This is a genomic window from Hymenobacter sp. APR13 (assembly GCF_000737515.1).
Taxonomy (GTDB): Bacteria; Bacteroidota; Bacteroidia; order Cytophagales; family Hymenobacteraceae; genus Hymenobacter.
This window is the reverse complement of sequence record NZ_CP006587.1, coordinates 3,923,708-3,939,394: the sequence shown is the minus strand read 5'-3', so window position 1 is coordinate 3,939,394 and position 15,687 is coordinate 3,923,708. Positions and strand designations below refer to the sequence as shown.

Sequence of the window (15,687 nt, the reverse complement as noted above, 5' to 3'; positions counted from 1 at the left end):
GCCCGCGTGAAGAAGCTGCTGATTATTGATGACAACCCTGCCGACCGCCTCCTGTATCAGCGGCTGCTCCGGCCGCAGGAGGGGCAGGAACGCTTCGAAATAACAGAGGCTTCGGATGGCGCCGAAGGCCTGGTCCGCTTTACCGAGCTGCGGCCCGACTGCGTGCTGCTCGATTACAACCTGCCGGACACCGACGGGCTGAGCATGCTTATGGAAATGCACCAGGAGGCACCGCCCGATACACTGTGCGTGGTGATGATAACTGGCGGCGGCAACGAGCAATTGGCCGTGCGGGCCCTCAATACGGGCGCCCTCGACTACCTGGTAAAAGGGCAGTTCGACCGCGACTTGCTGGACCGTACCGTGCGCCACGCCATCGAGAAGAACGAATGGCGGCAGTACCAGAACCGCTACCACTCCGAAATCCAGGCAATGAACCGCCAGCTGCGCGACTCGCTGGCCGAGCTGACGCACACGCGCCAGGCCCTGCACGAGAAAAACGCCGAGCTGATGGCCGCCCACGAACAAGTGACGGCCCGCAACCAGCAGCTGGCCCGCAGCAACCAGGACCTGGACAACTTCGTGTACGCCGCCAGCCACGACCTCAAGCAGCCCGTCAACAACCTGCAGGGCCTGTTTGAGGAGCTGCGCCGTACCCCTTTGGTGCAGGAGCCGGATACGGCCACCATTATGCGTCTGCTGGAAGAGTCGCTGCATAGTCTCTCCACCACCATCAACGACCTGGCAGCCGTGGTGCAGGAGCAGCGGCCAGCTAGTCCCTCCGTTAGCGAGCCGGTCGACCTGGCCGAACTCACGGCGGATGTTGTGCAGGCGCTTCGACCTCAGATCGTGGCCACCCATGCGCGCATCACCACCGACTTTTCGGCGCTGCCGCAGCTGCAGTACGTCCGGATCAATCTGCGCACCATCCTGCTCAATTTGTTGGGCAACGCGCTGAAATACCACCATCCTAACCGCCGCCCACACATCCGGTTACGCGCTTATCAGGAAGCCGGGCAACCAGTACTGGAAGTGCAGGACAATGGCTTGGGCCTCAATCTGGAGCGCCACGGTTCCGAGCTATTTCAGCTTTTCCGGCGCTTTCACCCGCAAACGGCCGATGGTACCGGGGTCGGGCTATTCCTAGTCAATCGGCTGGTGGAAGGTCCTGGTGGCCACATTAAAGTGGAAAGCCAGGAAGACTGTGGCACTACGTTCCGGCTATTTCTGCGGATTGACAGCCAGGCATAGCCTGTTGCTCCTACCGTCTCACCGCACCAATAACCTCAGCGCCTGTGAGGGAAAATCATGCGGAAAAACCAACTGTAAATTCACAAATAACACGCTGCATTATAGCGTATTATACAGCTATACTAAAACCGACGCTGCAGGATTTCACTTAGCACGAAAGCGGCGCGCAGGTCGGCCGGATTTCGCAGCAGATCGGTGACGGTGGCCCGGGCGGGTTCCTGGGCGCGGGCCTGCTGGCGGGTCCAGTAGTCGGCGGGCTCATGGGGGCGGCGGCTGGCGCGGGGCTGGCTGGCAGCCCGGCGCGCCTCATGCAGCGGCACCTCCAGCGACCGGGCTTCCGGCGTAGTTTCCAGCGAGGCCGCGGCCGGGGCCCGCTGCTCTAGACTGCGGGCCGGGACGGCCGTTTCGCGCGGCAAAGGCCGGCCGGCCGGTGTCGTTTGCTCGGCCGCGGCCGGGGTGGCAGTAGCGGGGCGGTTGCCGGCCTGCATCTGCTTGAGCAGTTCCTCAAAGGAAGAGGCTGGCAACGGCGGTGCCTGCCGTGAGCGAGGTGGGCGTTGCTGCTGCTCGCGGGCCGTGGTAGCCCGGGCCTTCTGCACCATCCGCCAGATAAACACGCCCAGCCCCAGCACTATCCAGAGCAACGTCTGCAGCTTTTCCATGATAACAGACCGAACAAATGGTTTAGAAAGGCAAAAGCAAGACCGAGCCAAACGCCCACCCTACTCACTACTCACTTAGCGTACGCCCTTTTCCGGGAAACGGCCTTGCTTGGTGCGGTAGAAGGCTTTGATTTCTTCTAGATCCTTCTCATAGTCGCCGGTAGGCCAGAAAGCGGGACCCACGCCGGCCTCCTTGTTTTTGTAATCGAGGTAGCCAAGCTGGATGGGAACACCGGCCCCAACTGCGGCGTGGTAGAAGCCTTTGCGCCACTTGGGCTGGTACGAGCGGGTACCCTCGGGCGTAATCAGAATCACCAGTTCATCGTGCTCCTGGAACAGCTGCACCATGCCATCTACGAGGCTGTTGTTGCGGCTGCGGTCTACAGCCAGGCCGCCTAGGCTACGCACCAGCGCGCCCAGCACTGGAATGGTGGTCCACTCCTTCTTGATGGTCAGGCGCACATCCACGTCCATGAGAAAAAAAGCTGCCCGCGCGAAGATGAAGTCCCAGTTGCTGGTGTGGGGCGCGGCAATCATCATGCTTTTCTTGATGTCGGCCGCTACCCGCGGGCCCAGCCGCCAGCCGGCTACCGCGAAAATGGCTTTGGAAATGTAGTACCAGAACGTAGAAGTTTTGCGAGCGGCCATGCAGGAAGTAGTGGAAAGACAAAGGCAGCGGCATAGTGCGGAAGCTGCCGGAAGCCAAAACTAGGAAAATGTAAGGTAAGCCCGGCTACCCGCCCCGCCGCCAGCTAGTGCGCGGCCAGCAGCGCCCGCAGCGCCGGGGCCTGCGCCAGCGTGTAGCGGTAGCCGATATCGAACAGCTCCTGCCCGCGCCGGTAGTCCAGCGGGCGGTAGGCGCGCAGCTCCGGCGGCTCCAGCAGCAGCTGGCACTGCTGCTTGCTGAGGGTGCTGTTGGCCCCGATGATCAGGTTGAGGGTGCGTTCCACGAGGTTGCGGAAGCCCGTTATCCGCCCACCCGTGTTGGTAGGGATGCAGTTGACGGCCACCACCGGCCAGCCCCGGCCCAGCAGCGCATCCACGGGCAGGTTGTTGAGCAGGCCCCCGTCGGCCAGCTGCCGGCCCTGGTACTCGATGGGCCGGTACAGCACCGGCACCGCCGACGAGCCTAGCAGCGGCGGAATCAGCAGGCCCTGCGAAAAATGCACCGACGCCCCGGCCGTCAGGTCGGTAGCCACCAGCGTCAGGGGCAGGCGCAAGCTCTCGAAGGTGCAGCCGGCCCCCAGATGCCGGGCAAACAGCGCCTCCACCGCCCCCAGCTGCAGCAGCCCGTAGCGGCTGAAAGCCATGCGGGTAAGCCGCGTGATGCTGACACCCATAAACAGCTCCAGAATCTCACGCGGCGCAAATCCGGCCGCGTAAAACGCCCCCACAATAGCCCCCGACGACACGCCGGCCAGCGCCGCCACCGGCAGCCCCAGCTCGTCGAGGGCGGCCAGCACGCCCAGGTGAGCCAGCCCCCGCGCCCCGCCCCCCGACAAGGCCAGGGCCAGGCCGGGAGGCGTTGCTGAAGGTTGGCTGATGCTTGTTGGCTTCTCGGTCAGCGTCACGGGGCCGGTGGTGCTAGTGTCAACTCACAACGAAAAACCACTGCCAAAAGGCGAAAACGACCTTACAGCTCCGACAGCTTGAACGTATCGGCCAGGCGCACGCCCTTTTCGGTGTGCTGCACCGTGCAGCACTCGTGGGCGGCATCGTGCTCCAGCACCAGCACCCAGTTTTCGTCGGCGGCGCGGCGCAGCACCTGCTCCTTTTCGGTGAGGGTTTGCAGAGGGCGCACGTCGTAGCCCATCACGTAGGGCAGCGGAATGTGGGCGGCGCTGGGCAGCAGGTCGGCCATGAAGGCCAGTTTGCGGCCTTTGTAGTCGAGCAGCGGCACCATCATCTTCTCGGTGTGGCCGTCGGCGAAGATGATTTCCCGCACGGCGCCCAGCTCGGCCGGCACATCGGCGGCCGACTCAATAAAGCGCAGGTGGCCGCTTTCCTGGATGGGCAGGATGTTTTCCTTCAGAAAGCTGGCTTTTTCGCGGGCGTTGGGCGTTACGGCCCAGTCCCAGTGGCTTTGGTTGCTCCAGTAGGTGGCGTTCGGGAAGGCCAGCTCCAACTGGCCGACGGCGGTGCGCACCACCGAGCCGCCGCAGTGGTCGAAGTGCAGGTGCGTCAGCAGCACGTCGGTGATATCCGCCGAGGTGTAGCCCAGTCGGCGCAGCGACTTTTCCAGCGTGTCGTCGCCGTGCAGGTAGAAATGGCCCCGGAACTTGTCGTCCTGCTTCTCCCCGATGCCGTTGTCGATCAGCAGCAGCCGGCCGTTGTCTTCCACCAGCAGGCAGCGCATGGCCCAGGTGCACATGTTGTTGGTGTCGGCGGGCACCAGCTTCTGCCACATGCTTTTGGGCACCACGCCAAACATGGCGCCGCCATCGAGTTTAAACAGGCCGGTATCGAGGGTATGAACGGTCATGGGAATTGGGTTGGGAGGAATTCAGTAGGCGAATAAATGAAAAAAGCACGTCATGCAAAGCGGAGCGAAGCAGCTCGCCAGTGTGGTACAATCAGTTACTACACTGGCGAGCTGCTTCGCTCCGCTCTGCATGACGTGCTTTGGGTGCTCGTGTTTTACTCCAGCACCACGCCCATCGCCGAGAACTTGTCGATGCGCTGGCTGATGCGCTCCTCGTGGGGCAGGGCTTCCAGCTCGTCGAGGGTTTTGAGGATGGTTTTCTTGAGGGTTTTGATCATGGTGGCCGTGTCGGTGTGGGCGCCGCCCAGGGGCTCCTTCACGATGCCGTCCACGAGCTTGTTGCCCAGCATATCTGTAGCCGTGAGCTTGAGGGCCTCGGCGGCCTGCTCCTTGTAGTCCCAGCTGCGCCACAGAATGCTGCTGCACGACTCCGGCGAAATCACCGAGTACCAGGTGTTTTCCAGCATCAGCACCCGGTCGCCGATGGCAATGCCCAGGGCCCCGCCCGAAGCGCCTTCGCCGATGATGATGCAGATAACGGGCACCTTCAGCAGGAACATTTCCTTGAGGTTGCGGGCAATGGCCTCGCCCTGCCCCCGCTCCTCGGCCTCGAGGCCCGGAAACGCGCCGGGCGTGTCAATCAGCGTCACAATGGGCTTGCCGAACTTCTCGGCCAGCTTCATCAGGCGCAGGGCCTTGCGGTAGCCTTCGGGGTTGGGCATGCCGAAGTTGCGCATCTGCCGCTGCTTGGTGTTGCGGCCCTTCTGCTGGCCAATGAACATCACCGAGCGGCCGTCGATTTCGGCGAAGCCGCCCACCATGGCCTTGTCGTCGCCCACGGTCCGGTCGCCGTGTAGCTCCACAAACTTCTCGGTCATGCCCTCAATGTAGTCGAGGGTGTAGGGCCGTTCGGGGTGGCGCGAGAGCTGCACGCGCTGCCAGCGGGTCAGGTTGGCGTAGGTTTCCTTTTTAAGGGTCTTGATTTTGGCTTCGAGGGCCGCTACGGCATCCGATACGTCCACCTGGCTATCGAGCGCCAGCTGTTGCATTTCACGGAGCTTGCCTTCGAGCACGGCAATTGGTTGTTCAAAATCGAGGAGCATTGCCACGGCAGAATGCGTCAGGTTTGCAAAGTGAGAGAAGAAAGCAAAGGTAAGCGAAGCCATGCACACGGCGCACTGCCAGCTGCCGCGGATTTTTGCATTTTTTTTCTCCCTGATAAACAGGCGTCAACACCCGCGTCCGGAAGTTTTTCGCACTTTTTTACCCCGGCCCCTTGTGCAGTCCAATCCGGCCCTCTACTTTTGCATCATCAAAACGGAAGGACACACGGTCTGACCGGAAAGATGAACTGGTTCGGTAGTTCAGTTGGTTAGAATGCCGCCCTGTCACGGCGGAGGTCGCGGGTTCGAGTCCCGTCCGGACCGCAAAGGCCCTTCAGAGAAATCTGAAGGGCCTTTTGCTTTTCCAGCCGCTCAGTTTGAACGATGTAGAGACGCGACACCTCGCGTCTCGTCGTTGCTGACGTTGAAGCTGTTTAGGAAACAGTAGCACGTCATGCAGAGCGCAGCGAAGCATCTCGCGTGCTGAGGTTGTAGTGCTGTTCAGACGTTAACACGCGAGATGCTTCGCTACGCTCTGCATGACGTGCTGTTGATTTTTAAGTGCTATTGAAGCAATTCCGATGTATAGCTGGCGTGGTTCCGGCCGTTCAACTGGGAGTATCGTGTCTCTACATCGTGCTGGCGGCGCAGAGTCAATCGTTCAACGAGGAGACGCGAATACGCGTCTCTACATGGTTGGCGGTTTTTATTTGGTTGGCGATAGGCTTGCTGCGGTGCGCGGCGCATCTTTACCCTTGTGAAAATTCTGCTGCTCGTCTGCGTTCTGGTGGGTTCGGCTCTGGTGGGCCGGGCGGAGCCGGCAGCGCCTTCTCCCCTGCTGCGCGACCTGCAAACGGCCCTAGCCCATAAAACTCGCTACGACCAGCAGCGGCAGCAGCGCATTGCGGTGCTCACGGCGGCGTTCCGGGCCTCGCCGGCTAATCCGGAGGCCCGTTTCGGGCTGGGGCTGCGCATTTACGAGGAGTACAAGGCGTTTCAGTACGACTCGGCGTTTGTGTACAGCCAGCAGCTTACCCGGCTGGCCCGGCAGCTAGGCAGCCCCGAGAAAACCGAGCTGGCCCGGCTGAAGCTGGCATTTATCCTGCTGTCCTCGGGCATGTTCAAGGAGACCTTTGAGGAGCTGAACCGCATCCGGCCGGCTGACCTCAGTCGGGCCGACCGGCAGGAGTTCTACTTCCTGCAGGCCCGCGCCTACAGCGACCTGGGCGACTTCAACCACGACCAGGTGTACCGCCCCGCCTACCACACCCAGGCCCTTGCCTACGCCGATTCGGCGCTACGCTACAGCCAACCCGGCACCTACGAGCAGCTCTCGGTGCAGCAGTTCCGGGCCGTGAAAACCGGACAGCTGGCGCAGGGCGCGGCGTTGTACCGGCGCATCCGGCAATTGCCCGGGCTCACGTTGCACCAGCTGGCGGTGAGTGCCAGCACCACGGCCTACATCTACACGCTGCAGGGGCAGGAAGACCGGGCGTTTGCGCTGCTGCTGGAGTCGGCGGCGGCCGACGTGAAATCGGCCACCAAGGAAACGGTGGCGCTGTTTCAGCTCTCGGAGTACTGCTACCGGCGCGGCGACCTGGAAAACGCCTACGCCTTTATCAAGGAGGCGCGGGCCCAGGCCACGTTCTACAAGGCCCGGCAGCGGCAGCTCGAAATCAGCCACATTTCCTCCGTCATCGAGGGGCAGAAGATCAGCATCATTGAGCAGCAGCGCCGCTCGTTGCGGCTGTACGCCGGGGCCGTGACGCTGCTGGCGGTGGTGGTGGCGGCGTTTATTGGGGTGATCTGGCGGCAGCTGCGCAAGCTGCAGCGGGCCGGCCAGCTGATTTCGGCCACCAACCACGCCCTGCAGGAGCGCAACGAGGAGCTGGCCCGGCTGAACACGGGCCTGCACGAGGCCAGCCAGATCAAGCAGGAGTATATCGGCTACTACTTCCACAACAACTCCCGCCTGCTCGACCGGCTCGAAACCCTCAAGCAGGCTCTCGACACCCAGCTGGCCGGCAAGCAGTACGGGGCCGTGCAGAAGCTAGTGAGCGGCCTCAACATCCGGCAGCAGCGGCAGGAGCTGCTGCGCGGCTTCGACGCGGTGTTTCTGCGCCTGTTCCCGCAGTTCATCCCGCAGTTCAACGCCCTGTTCCGGCCCGAAGACCAGTTCCACCTCCCCGACGACCAGCTGCTGAGCACCGAGCTACGCATCTTCGCCCTCATCCGCCTGGGCATCCAGGACAGCGAGCAAATCAGCCGGATGCTGGGCTATTCCATCAACACCATCTACACCTACAAAACCCGGGTGAAGAACCGCTCCATCGTCCCGAACGAGGAGTTCGAAGCCCGGATTATGGTCATTGAGGCGGTGTAGAGACGCAATATTTTGCGTCTCGTCGTTGAACGGCCGGCACCACGCTGTTTGAACAACGTCAGCAACGATGAGACGCAAAATATTGCGTCTCTACATCGTGCACCTCAATCCAATACTCTTCCCAATTGCTGAAATCGGCTTCAACTCATGCAATATCTCGTCTATATTTTCATCAACTATTTTCAATACAATAACTTACAAATCAATATTTTAACCCCAATACCCAATTATATTTTCTTGACGCGGGCTTGATAAATTCCGCGGGTGGGCACGGATGGGTTGCTTTGTGGTGTTCCGGGCCGACAGTTGGTCCGGCCGCTACGTTCCGCTCCCCTTTTCAAATTCCCATGCGTCAGTATTTCTGGCTGCTGCTGTTGCCGGCGGGTTCGGCGGCGGCGCAGGCCACCGCCCCGCTTACCGTGCAGCTTGCTAACGTGCGCCTGCAGGTGGCCCGCAACGCCGCCGGCCAGCCCACCTACGCCGTGCAATTCGGCTCGAAACCCGTCATCAACCCCTCCCGGCTGGGTTTGGCTCTGGCCGACGGGCCGGGCTTCGAGGGGCCGCTGGAAATCACCGGCTCCGAAACCAAGGATGTGGATGAAACCTGGAACCCGGTGTGGGGCGAGGTGAAAACCATCCGTAACCACTACCGCCAGCTCACGGTGCACCTGCGCCAGCCCCAGCAGCCCGGCCGCCGCCTCGACGTGGTGTTCCGGGTGTTTGCCGACGGCGTGGGCTTCCGCTACGAGGTGCCCCGACAGGTGGGCCTCAGCTACTTCACGGTGCAGCAGGAGCTGACCGAGTTCAACCTGCCCGCCAACCACAAGGCCTTCTGGATTCCGGGCGACTACGACTCCAACGAGTACGCCTACACCACCTCCCGCCTGAGCGAGGTGAACACCACCCCCATCGAGGCCATCCAGCAGAAAGCCGCTCCCCACCGCGTGCAGACGCCCCTGATGCTGAAGGCCGACAACGGGCTGTACGTGAACATCCACGAGGCCGCGCTGGTGAACTACCCGGCCATGATGCTGGACGTGGCCCCCGCCACCTACGGCCTGCGCAGCCACCTGGTGCCCTCGGCCACCGGCGCAGCCGCCTACCTGCAGGCCCCCGAGCACACGCCCTGGCGCACCATCGTGGTGAGCGACAAAGCCCCCGAGGTGCTGGCCAGTAAGCTGATTCTGAACCTGAACGAGCCCACCCAATTCCCCACCACCGACTGGATCAAGCCCCAGAAATTTGTGGGCGTGTGGTGGGAGATGCACGTGAACAAGGCCAGCTGGAACTACGCCGACACCAGCAATATCAAGCTGGCCGGCACCGACTGGAGCCGCCTCCGGCCCAACGGCCGCCACGGGGCCAACACCGCCAACGTGAAGCGCTACATTGACTTTGCCGCCCAAAACGGCCTGCAGAGCGTGCTGGTGGAGGGCTGGAACGTGGGCTGGGAAGATTGGGCCGGCAACTGGAAGGAAGAAGTATTCGACTTCGTGACGCCTTACCCCGATTTCAACGTGACGGAGCTGCAGCAGTACGCCGCCGCCAAGGGCGTGCAGCTGATGATGCACCACGAAACCTCGGGCTCGGTCACCAACTACGAGCGGCGCCAGGATGCCGCCTACCGCTTCATGAAGAAGCACAACTACGCCGCCGTGAAAACCGGCTACGTGGGCCGCATCATCCCGCGCGGGGAGCACCACGACGGCCAGTGGATGGTAAACCACTTCAACCACACTGCCGCGCTGCTGGGCCAAAACGAGCTGATGGTGGACATGCACGAGGCCGTACGGCCCACCGGCCTGCACCGCACCTACCCCAACTGGCTGGCTTCGGAAGCGGCCCGGGGTAACGAGTTCAATGCCTGGAGCAGCGGCAACCCGCCCGAGCACGAAACCATCCTGCCCTTCACCCGCCTCATGGGCGGCCCCATGGACTACACGCCCGGCATTTTCCGCATCAAGCTGGAAGCCTGGAACCCCGCCCAGAACAAGGGCCGGCAGGTGCACACCACCCTGGCCAAGCAGCTGGCCCTGTACGTGACCATGTACAGCCCCGTGCAGATGGCCGCCGACCTGCCCGAAGCCTACGAGCAGCACCCCGACGCCTTCCAGTTCATCAAGGACGTGGCCGTGGACTGGGACGACACCCGCATCCTAGCCGCCGAGCCCGGCGAGTACATCACCACCGCCCGCAAAGCCAAGGGCCGCGAAGACTGGTTTGTGGGCAGCATCACCGACGAAAACCCGCGCCAGCAAACCGTCAAGCTCGATTTCCTGACGCCCGGCCGGCAGTACGAGGCCACTATCTACGCCGACGGCAAAGGCGCCAGCTGGGACCAGAACCCCGAGGCCTACCAGATCCGCAGGCAGAAAGTCAGCAGCAAATCCACGCTCAAGCTGCAGCTGGCTCCCGGCGGCGGCGCGGCCATCAGCCTCCGGCCGCTGTAGCAACCGGTAACTGTCATGCTGAGCTTGTCGAAGCATGACGTTCTGGAAGTTTCCTACCAACACAATTCCCACCATTCCCCATTGCCCTATGTCACTGTTTACCAATATCCACCGCACCGGCCTGACCCTACTTGTAGCTGCCGGGCTGCTGAGCGCCTGCAAATCGTCGGGCACCGACGACCCCGCCCCTACCACCCCGACCACGCCCACGCCCCCGACCAACCCGGGCCCGCCACCAATTCCGCAGTACGGCACGCCTTTCGCGGGCGTACCCAACCGCCAGGACGCGGTGATGTACCAGGTGAACATGCGCGCCTTCAGCCAGACCGGCAACTTTGCCGGTGTCACGGCCCGACTTGATTCCATCCGGGACCTAGGTGTGAACGTGCTGTATCTGATGCCGATTTACCCGATTGGTACGGACAGCAAATCGGTGAACTCGCCCTATGCCGTGAAGGACTACAAGTCGGTAAACGCCGAGTTTGGCTCCCTCGATGACCTGCGGGCGTTGGTGGACGGCGCGCACCAGCGCAACATGGCTGTGATGCTCGACTGGGTGGCCAACCACACCAGCTGGGACAACCCCTGGATTACGCAGCACCCCGACTGGTACCAGAAAAACGCCGCCGGCGCCATCACGCCCGTATCCAACAACGGTACCACATACAACGACGTGGCCCAGCTGGACTTCACCAACGCGGCCATGCGCCTGGAAATGATTTCGGCCCTGAAATCGTGGGTGTACACGGCCAACGTAGACGGCTTCCGTTTCGACTACGCCGACTTCCAGCCCAACGATTTCTGGAAGCAGGCCACCGATACGCTGCGTAACATTAAGAGCCATAAGCTGCTGCTGCTGGCCGAGGGCACCCGCGCCGCCAACTTCAGCTCCGGCTTCGACTACAACTTCGGCTTTGGCTGGTACGGCGGCATCTACCAGGTGTATAAGAACGGAGCCAGCGCGGTCAGCAATTTCGACGCCCTCAACAACAGTGAGTATAATGGCGCCTCCGGCACTCAGCAGGTGGTGCGCTATATCACCAACCACGACGTAAACGGCTCCGATGGCACGCCCGTAACGCTGTTCGGTGGCAAGGAAGGCGCCATGTCGGCCTTTGTTGTGACGGCCCTCTATAAAGGAGTCCCCATGATTTACAACGGCCAGGAAACCGGCATGAGCCAGGCCATTACGTTCCCGTTCACCAGCGTGAAGGTGCGCTGGGGCCGCAACCCCGATGTGAAGCGCGCCTACAAGCAACTGCTGGCCGCCCGCGCCGGCAGCGCCGCTTTGCGCGTGGGCACGCCCACCCCACTCAGCACCCGCAACGTGTGCGCCTTCACCAAAACGGCCGGCTCCGAGCAGGCGTTTGTAGTCGCCAACACCCGCAACTCGCCTCAGGTGTACACCCTGCCCGCCAACCTGGCCAACACCACCTGGACGGATGCCCTGACCGGCAACTCCGTGACGCTGGACACGCAGCTTGCACTACCCGCGTACGCCTATCTGGTGCTGAAGAAATAGCGCATTCCGGGCGCTATGGCCAGGGCAGCCGCAGCGTCCGGAACAGATTGAAAAAATATTTCAGCTTATTTTTTTCAATCTATTGCCTTTACTAGCAGAGTAATACCTCCCCTAAAACCCCTGCTATGCGCCACCAAGGCAGTTTTTTGTTTGCACAGTCAGAACCGGCCTTCTATATTTGCATCATCAAAACGGAAGGACACACGGTCTGACCGGCAAGATGAACTGGTTCGGTAGTTCAGTTGGTTAGAATGCCGCCCTGTCACGGCGGAGGTCGCGGGTTCGAGTCCCGTCCGGACCGCAAAGGCCCTTCAGAGAAATCTGAAGGGCCTTTTGCTTTTTCCGGGCTTGGCTGGGCACTACCCTCTGTACCTTGTGGCCACTGCGCAAGATTCCGCTGCACTATACCTAATTGGTATAATTTATCTATATTTTTTAACTTATTTTATATAAACTATATTTCGATTTTCTATATTCGGTGGCTGTTCCACTTCATCATCAGACACCTATGACCTATTTCGCACTTCGCCTACTGGGCGCAGGTACTGCTATGCTGCTCGCGGCTGAGCAGGCCGTTGCCGCTGTTCCAACCCGGGTAACTGCTACTTGTACGGAGTTGCTCCCCCCCGCTTTCAAAAGAACCTGGCGCAAACCCGTTTTGCACCGGCCCAATTTCACTTACTACAAACCAGAAAAGAAAAGAGGGCTGTTGCGCATGCTTGCCTTCAGCAAGTAGCGTCCACCTTTTGCACTTCCTGCCTTCACAGAAAAGGCCCGGCTAATACGCCGGGCCTTTTCTGTGGAGCCCTGCTCCTGATACCTTTTCAGCCATCAGCGGCTCATGGCAGCCAACATGCGGCGAGCTAGCTCCTCTATGTCGGCGCGGCGGGCCAGCACGGCCAGCCACTCGGCTGGAATGGCGGCCTCGCCATAATACAGGCCGGCCAAACCGCCCGCTACGGCCCCGGTGGTGTCGGTATCGTCGCCGAGGTTGACGGCGGCCAGCACGGTTTCGGCAAAGGTTTCGTGGCGCAGCAAACACCACAGGCTGGCTTCCAGCGTGTGCATGACGTAGCCGCCGCTGCGGATCTTCTGCTCCGGAAAATCAGCCAGTTGTCCGGTGAGCAGGTAGTCGAACTGGGCTACTTCCGGTTCTGGAACGCGCAGCTCCCGCAGCTGGGCCGGGGTTTCGGCGCACAGTTGGGCGTAGGCCGCGGCCGGGGCCAGGCCGGCGCGCAGGTGGCGGGCCATTTCCAGGTACAGCCAGCACGCCACCGCCGAGCGGATATGGCCGTGCGTGACGGCCGAAGCCTCCCGGATCAGCTGAAACCGGGCGGCCGGCGGGGCCTGCTCCTGGTAGAAAGCCAGCGGCAGAATCCGCATCAGGGCGCCGTTGCCATTGCTGAACTCGTCGGTGCCGCCCGCCAGAATTAGGTCAGGGTCGGCTTTGAGCTTCTGCAGGGCCTCGCGGGTGGTGATGCCGATGTCGAACACGGAGCCGTGGGGCGTCCAGAAGTTTTTGTAGTACCAGCGGCAGCAGTTCTCGGCCAGCTTGCCCACGGTGTAGCCATCAGCAATGGCTTCAGCGAGGCAGAACGTGAGTGAGGCATCATCAGACCAGGTGCCGGCGGGCTGGTGGTGGGTGCCGTAAGCGCGCATATGCACCACGGGGTCGTGGCGGCGGGCGGCGCGGCTCTGGAACTCCACCGGCACACCCAGCGCATCGCCCACGGCCAAACCCAACAGGGCAGCCCGGAGCTGGGATTCGGGGGTATTTGTCATAGGGGTGAAGGCTACTTCATCAGCTCCAGCACCAGCGCCGTTTTGGCGGGCAGCTGCAGGGTTTTCAGGTCGGAAATGGTTTCGCCGGTGAGGACGTTGCGGGCTTTGGTGAAGCCGGTCATGCGCTCGGAGAAGCGGGCGGTGGGCAGGCTGGCGGCTTTATCGGTGGTGTTGGAAGCTACCATGACGGTGCCGGCGTCAGCGTAGCGGAAGTACACGTACTGGCCGTTTTCGGGTAGGTACTGCATCAGCTGGCCGGAGCTGAGCACCGGGTGGGTGCGGCGGTAGTTGGCCAGGGTGCTCACGAAGCGGAAGGCGTCGTTTTCGGCCTCGGTGCGGCCGGCGGCCGTGAACTTGTTCTGCTGGTCGCCAGGAAAGCCGCCGGGGAAGTCGCGGCGCACTTCGGCGTCGGAGGGGTCCTTGAAGTTCTTCATCAGGATTTCCGTGCCGTAATATATGCTCGGGATGCCGCGGGTGGTCAGCAACCAGGTCAGGCCCATCTTATATTTGGCAACGTCCTCGCCTACTTCCGAGAGGAAGCGGTTGTGGTCGTGGTTGTCGATGAAGGTGACGAGCTTGGTGGGGTCCTGGTACACGGCGTCCTGGGCCAGGGCCTGGTACACGCGCTGGGCACCGTTGTCCCAGCCGGTGGCGCCGGGCGTGCCCACTTCCTTCAGGCCGGCCAGCATGGCGTTTTCCAGCACGAAATCGAGGCCGCCGGGCTGGTTGGACTTAAAGGGAAAGTCAATCTTGTTGCGCACGTAGTAGGCCTGGTCCACGATGCTGGTCACCGACGACTCCCCGAAAATGTGAATCTTGGGGTACTCCTGCAGCAGGGCCGCGTTGCAGCGGTTCATGAAGGGCTGGTCGTTGTACATATAGGTGTCGATGCGCCAGGCATCCACCCCAAAGTTCTCCACCGTCCAGAGGGCGTGCTGGATCAGGAAGTTGGCCACGTAGGGGTTCTGCTGGTTGAGGTCGGGCAGGAAGGGCACAAACCAGCCGTCGAGGGTCACGCGCTTGTCAATCTGGGCGGCGTGGGGGTCGGTGATGGGCTGCTGGCGGTAGCTGGTGTTGGTGTAGGTGGGCCACTGGTGCAGCCAGCTTTTCATGGGCAAGTCCTGGATAAACCAGTGGTTGTTGCCGATGTGGTTGTACACGGCATCCTGCACCACTTTCAGGCCCATGCCGTGGGCTTTCTGCACGAAGGCCTTGTAGGCGGCGTTGCCGCCCAGGCGCTTGTCCACGGTGTAGTGGTCGGTGAAGCCGTAGCCGTGGTAGGCCGAGCGTTTGGCCCCGCCTTCGTCGGTGAGGCCCTGGTTGTTTTCGATGACGGGCGTAAACCACACGGCCGTCACGCCCAGCTCCTTCAGGTAATCGAGGTGCTGCGCGGCCCCCTGCAGGTCGCCGCCGTGGCGCAGGAAGGGCTGGGCGCGGTCGGAGCTGGGGTCGGCCATATCGGCAAACTTGTCGTTTGAGGGGTCACCGTTGGCGAAACGGTCGGGCATGGCCAGGTAGATGAAATCCGCCTGCGTGACGCCTTGGGCTTTCACCGCGTTGTCGCGGGCCTTCAGCTCCCAGTTCTGGGTCGCGGTTTTCGTGCCCTTCTTGCCCACCAGCGCCACCTGCCCGGGTTTGGCCGTGGGCGCAATTACTAGGTCGAGGAAGGCGTAGTTGGGGTTCTCAACGGTGTTGGTTTTCACCAGCTTCACGCCGGGGTAGTTCACGGTGTAGGTGAGCGTGCCGGCCTGGGGGCCGTACACCAGCACCTGCACGGTGTTGTGCTTCATGCCCACCCACCAGTTGGTGGGGTTCAGGCGGGTGATGGACTGGGCCGCGGCGCCCAGCGGCAGCAGAGAAGCCGCCAGCAGCAGCGTATAGAGCATTTTTTTCATGGGACTAGTGCGTGAGAAACCAGGCAACGGCGTTAGCAGGCCGGAAGTTATTGGTTTCGGCGGGTACGCCCGCCGGCCCGGCAGCTTTTTGGAGCCGTCGGGCCGGTCGTTGCCAGAATGTAGGTACTGCCTGGCAGAACGGTGTAGAGACGCGTATTCG

Annotated in this window: 11 protein-coding genes and 2 tRNA genes; 6 read left to right on the top strand and 7 right to left on the bottom strand. The window is 62.0% G+C overall.

Annotated features, from left to right (window positions below; all coding sequences use genetic code 11):
- The first annotated feature begins 6 nt into the window (after positions 1-6).
- Entirely contained in the window at positions 7-1,251 is a 1,245-nt protein-coding gene (locus N008_RS21790; protein ID WP_052381646.1) for a sensor histidine kinase, read from the top strand.
- A gap of 122 nt (positions 1,252-1,373) precedes the next feature.
- Here the strand turns inward: N008_RS21790 and N008_RS16360 are convergent, their stop codons facing one another.
- The 5 genes from N008_RS16360 to N008_RS16340 form a co-directional block, all read right to left on the bottom strand.
- Positions 1,374-1,910 (bottom strand): hypothetical protein, encoded by a 537-nt coding sequence (locus N008_RS16360; protein ID WP_044017489.1) that lies wholly within the window; start codon positions 1,908-1,910, stop codon positions 1,374-1,376.
- 75 nt (positions 1,911-1,985) lie between these two features.
- Positions 1,986-2,558, bottom strand: a complete 573-nt coding sequence (locus N008_RS16355) for a 1-acyl-sn-glycerol-3-phosphate acyltransferase (RefSeq protein ID WP_044017488.1) — start codon at positions 2,556-2,558, stop codon at positions 1,986-1,988.
- A 104-nt stretch (positions 2,559-2,662) separates the two neighbouring features.
- Entirely contained in the window at positions 2,663-3,481 is an 819-nt protein-coding gene (locus N008_RS16350; RefSeq protein ID WP_231569731.1) for a patatin-like phospholipase family protein, read from the bottom strand.
- A gap of 62 nt (positions 3,482-3,543) precedes the next feature.
- The gene (locus tag N008_RS16345; protein WP_044017487.1) at positions 3,544-4,392 is read right to left on the bottom strand and encodes an MBL fold metallo-hydrolase; all 849 of its coding nucleotides are present in this window, start codon (positions 4,390-4,392) and stop codon (positions 3,544-3,546) included.
- 155 nt (positions 4,393-4,547) lie between these two features.
- The gene (locus N008_RS16340) at positions 4,548-5,495 is read right to left on the bottom strand and encodes an acetyl-CoA carboxylase carboxyltransferase subunit alpha (protein WP_044017486.1); all 948 of its coding nucleotides are present in this window, start codon (positions 5,493-5,495) and stop codon (positions 4,548-4,550) included.
- Positions 5,496-5,745: 250 nt separating this feature from the next.
- Between N008_RS16340 and N008_RS16335 the strand changes: the two genes are divergently transcribed.
- The 5 genes from N008_RS16335 (at position 5,746) to N008_RS16315 (ending at position 12,151) form a co-directional block, all read left to right on the top strand.
- A tRNA-Asp gene (locus tag N008_RS16335) sits at positions 5,746-5,819 on the top strand.
- Positions 5,820-6,252: 433 nt separating this feature from the next.
- A complete protein-coding gene (locus tag N008_RS16330; RefSeq protein ID WP_052381645.1) occupies positions 6,253-7,878 on the top strand; it encodes a DUF6377 domain-containing protein in 1,626 nt (541 codons plus the stop codon).
- Positions 7,879-8,225: 347 nt separating this feature from the next.
- Positions 8,226-10,328, top strand: a complete 2,103-nt coding sequence (locus tag N008_RS16325; RefSeq protein WP_044017484.1) for a glycoside hydrolase family 97 protein — start codon at positions 8,226-8,228, stop codon at positions 10,326-10,328.
- Between the two features lie 88 nt (positions 10,329-10,416).
- Positions 10,417-11,850: an alpha-amylase family glycosyl hydrolase gene (locus N008_RS16320; RefSeq protein ID WP_044017483.1), complete on the top strand. Its 1,434-nt coding sequence runs from the start codon at positions 10,417-10,419 to the stop codon at positions 11,848-11,850.
- Positions 11,851-12,077: 227 nt separating this feature from the next.
- Positions 12,078-12,151, top strand: a tRNA-Asp gene (locus N008_RS16315).
- 530 nt (positions 12,152-12,681) lie between these two features.
- Here the strand turns inward: N008_RS16315 and N008_RS16310 are convergent.
- Positions 12,682-13,632 carry an ADP-ribosylglycohydrolase family protein gene (locus tag N008_RS16310; protein WP_044017481.1) on the bottom strand — a complete coding sequence of 317 codons (951 nt, stop codon included), beginning with the start codon at positions 13,630-13,632 and terminating at the stop codon, positions 12,682-12,684.
- 11 nt (positions 13,633-13,643) lie between these two features.
- On the bottom strand, positions 13,644-15,527 hold the full coding sequence (locus N008_RS16305; RefSeq protein WP_044017479.1) for a glycoside hydrolase family 13 protein: 1,884 nt from the start codon (positions 15,525-15,527) through the stop codon (positions 13,644-13,646).
- Between the last annotated feature and the right edge of the window lie 160 nt (positions 15,528-15,687).

Coding starts and splice junctions, on each gene's coding strand:
- N008_RS16360 (WP_044017489.1), bottom strand. CDS start 1,910: ATGGAAAAGCTGCAGACGTTGCTCTGGATAGTGCTGGGGCTGGGCGTG.
- N008_RS16310 (WP_044017481.1), bottom strand. CDS start 13,632: ATGACAAATACCCCCGAATCCCAGCTCCGGGCTGCCCTGTTGGGTTTG.
- N008_RS16345 (WP_044017487.1), bottom strand. CDS start 4,392: ATGACCGTTCATACCCTCGATACCGGCCTGTTTAAACTCGATGGCGGC.
- N008_RS16320 (WP_044017483.1), top strand. CDS start 10,417: ATGTCACTGTTTACCAATATCCACCGCACCGGCCTGACCCTACTTGTA.
- N008_RS16355 (WP_044017488.1), bottom strand. CDS start 2,558: ATGGCCGCTCGCAAAACTTCTACGTTCTGGTACTACATTTCCAAAGCC.
- N008_RS16340 (WP_044017486.1), bottom strand. CDS start 5,495: ATGCTCCTCGATTTTGAACAACCAATTGCCGTGCTCGAAGGCAAGCTC.
- N008_RS16325 (WP_044017484.1), top strand. CDS start 8,226: ATGCGTCAGTATTTCTGGCTGCTGCTGTTGCCGGCGGGTTCGGCGGCG.
- N008_RS16305 (WP_044017479.1), bottom strand. CDS start 15,527: ATGAAAAAAATGCTCTATACGCTGCTGCTGGCGGCTTCTCTGCTGCCG.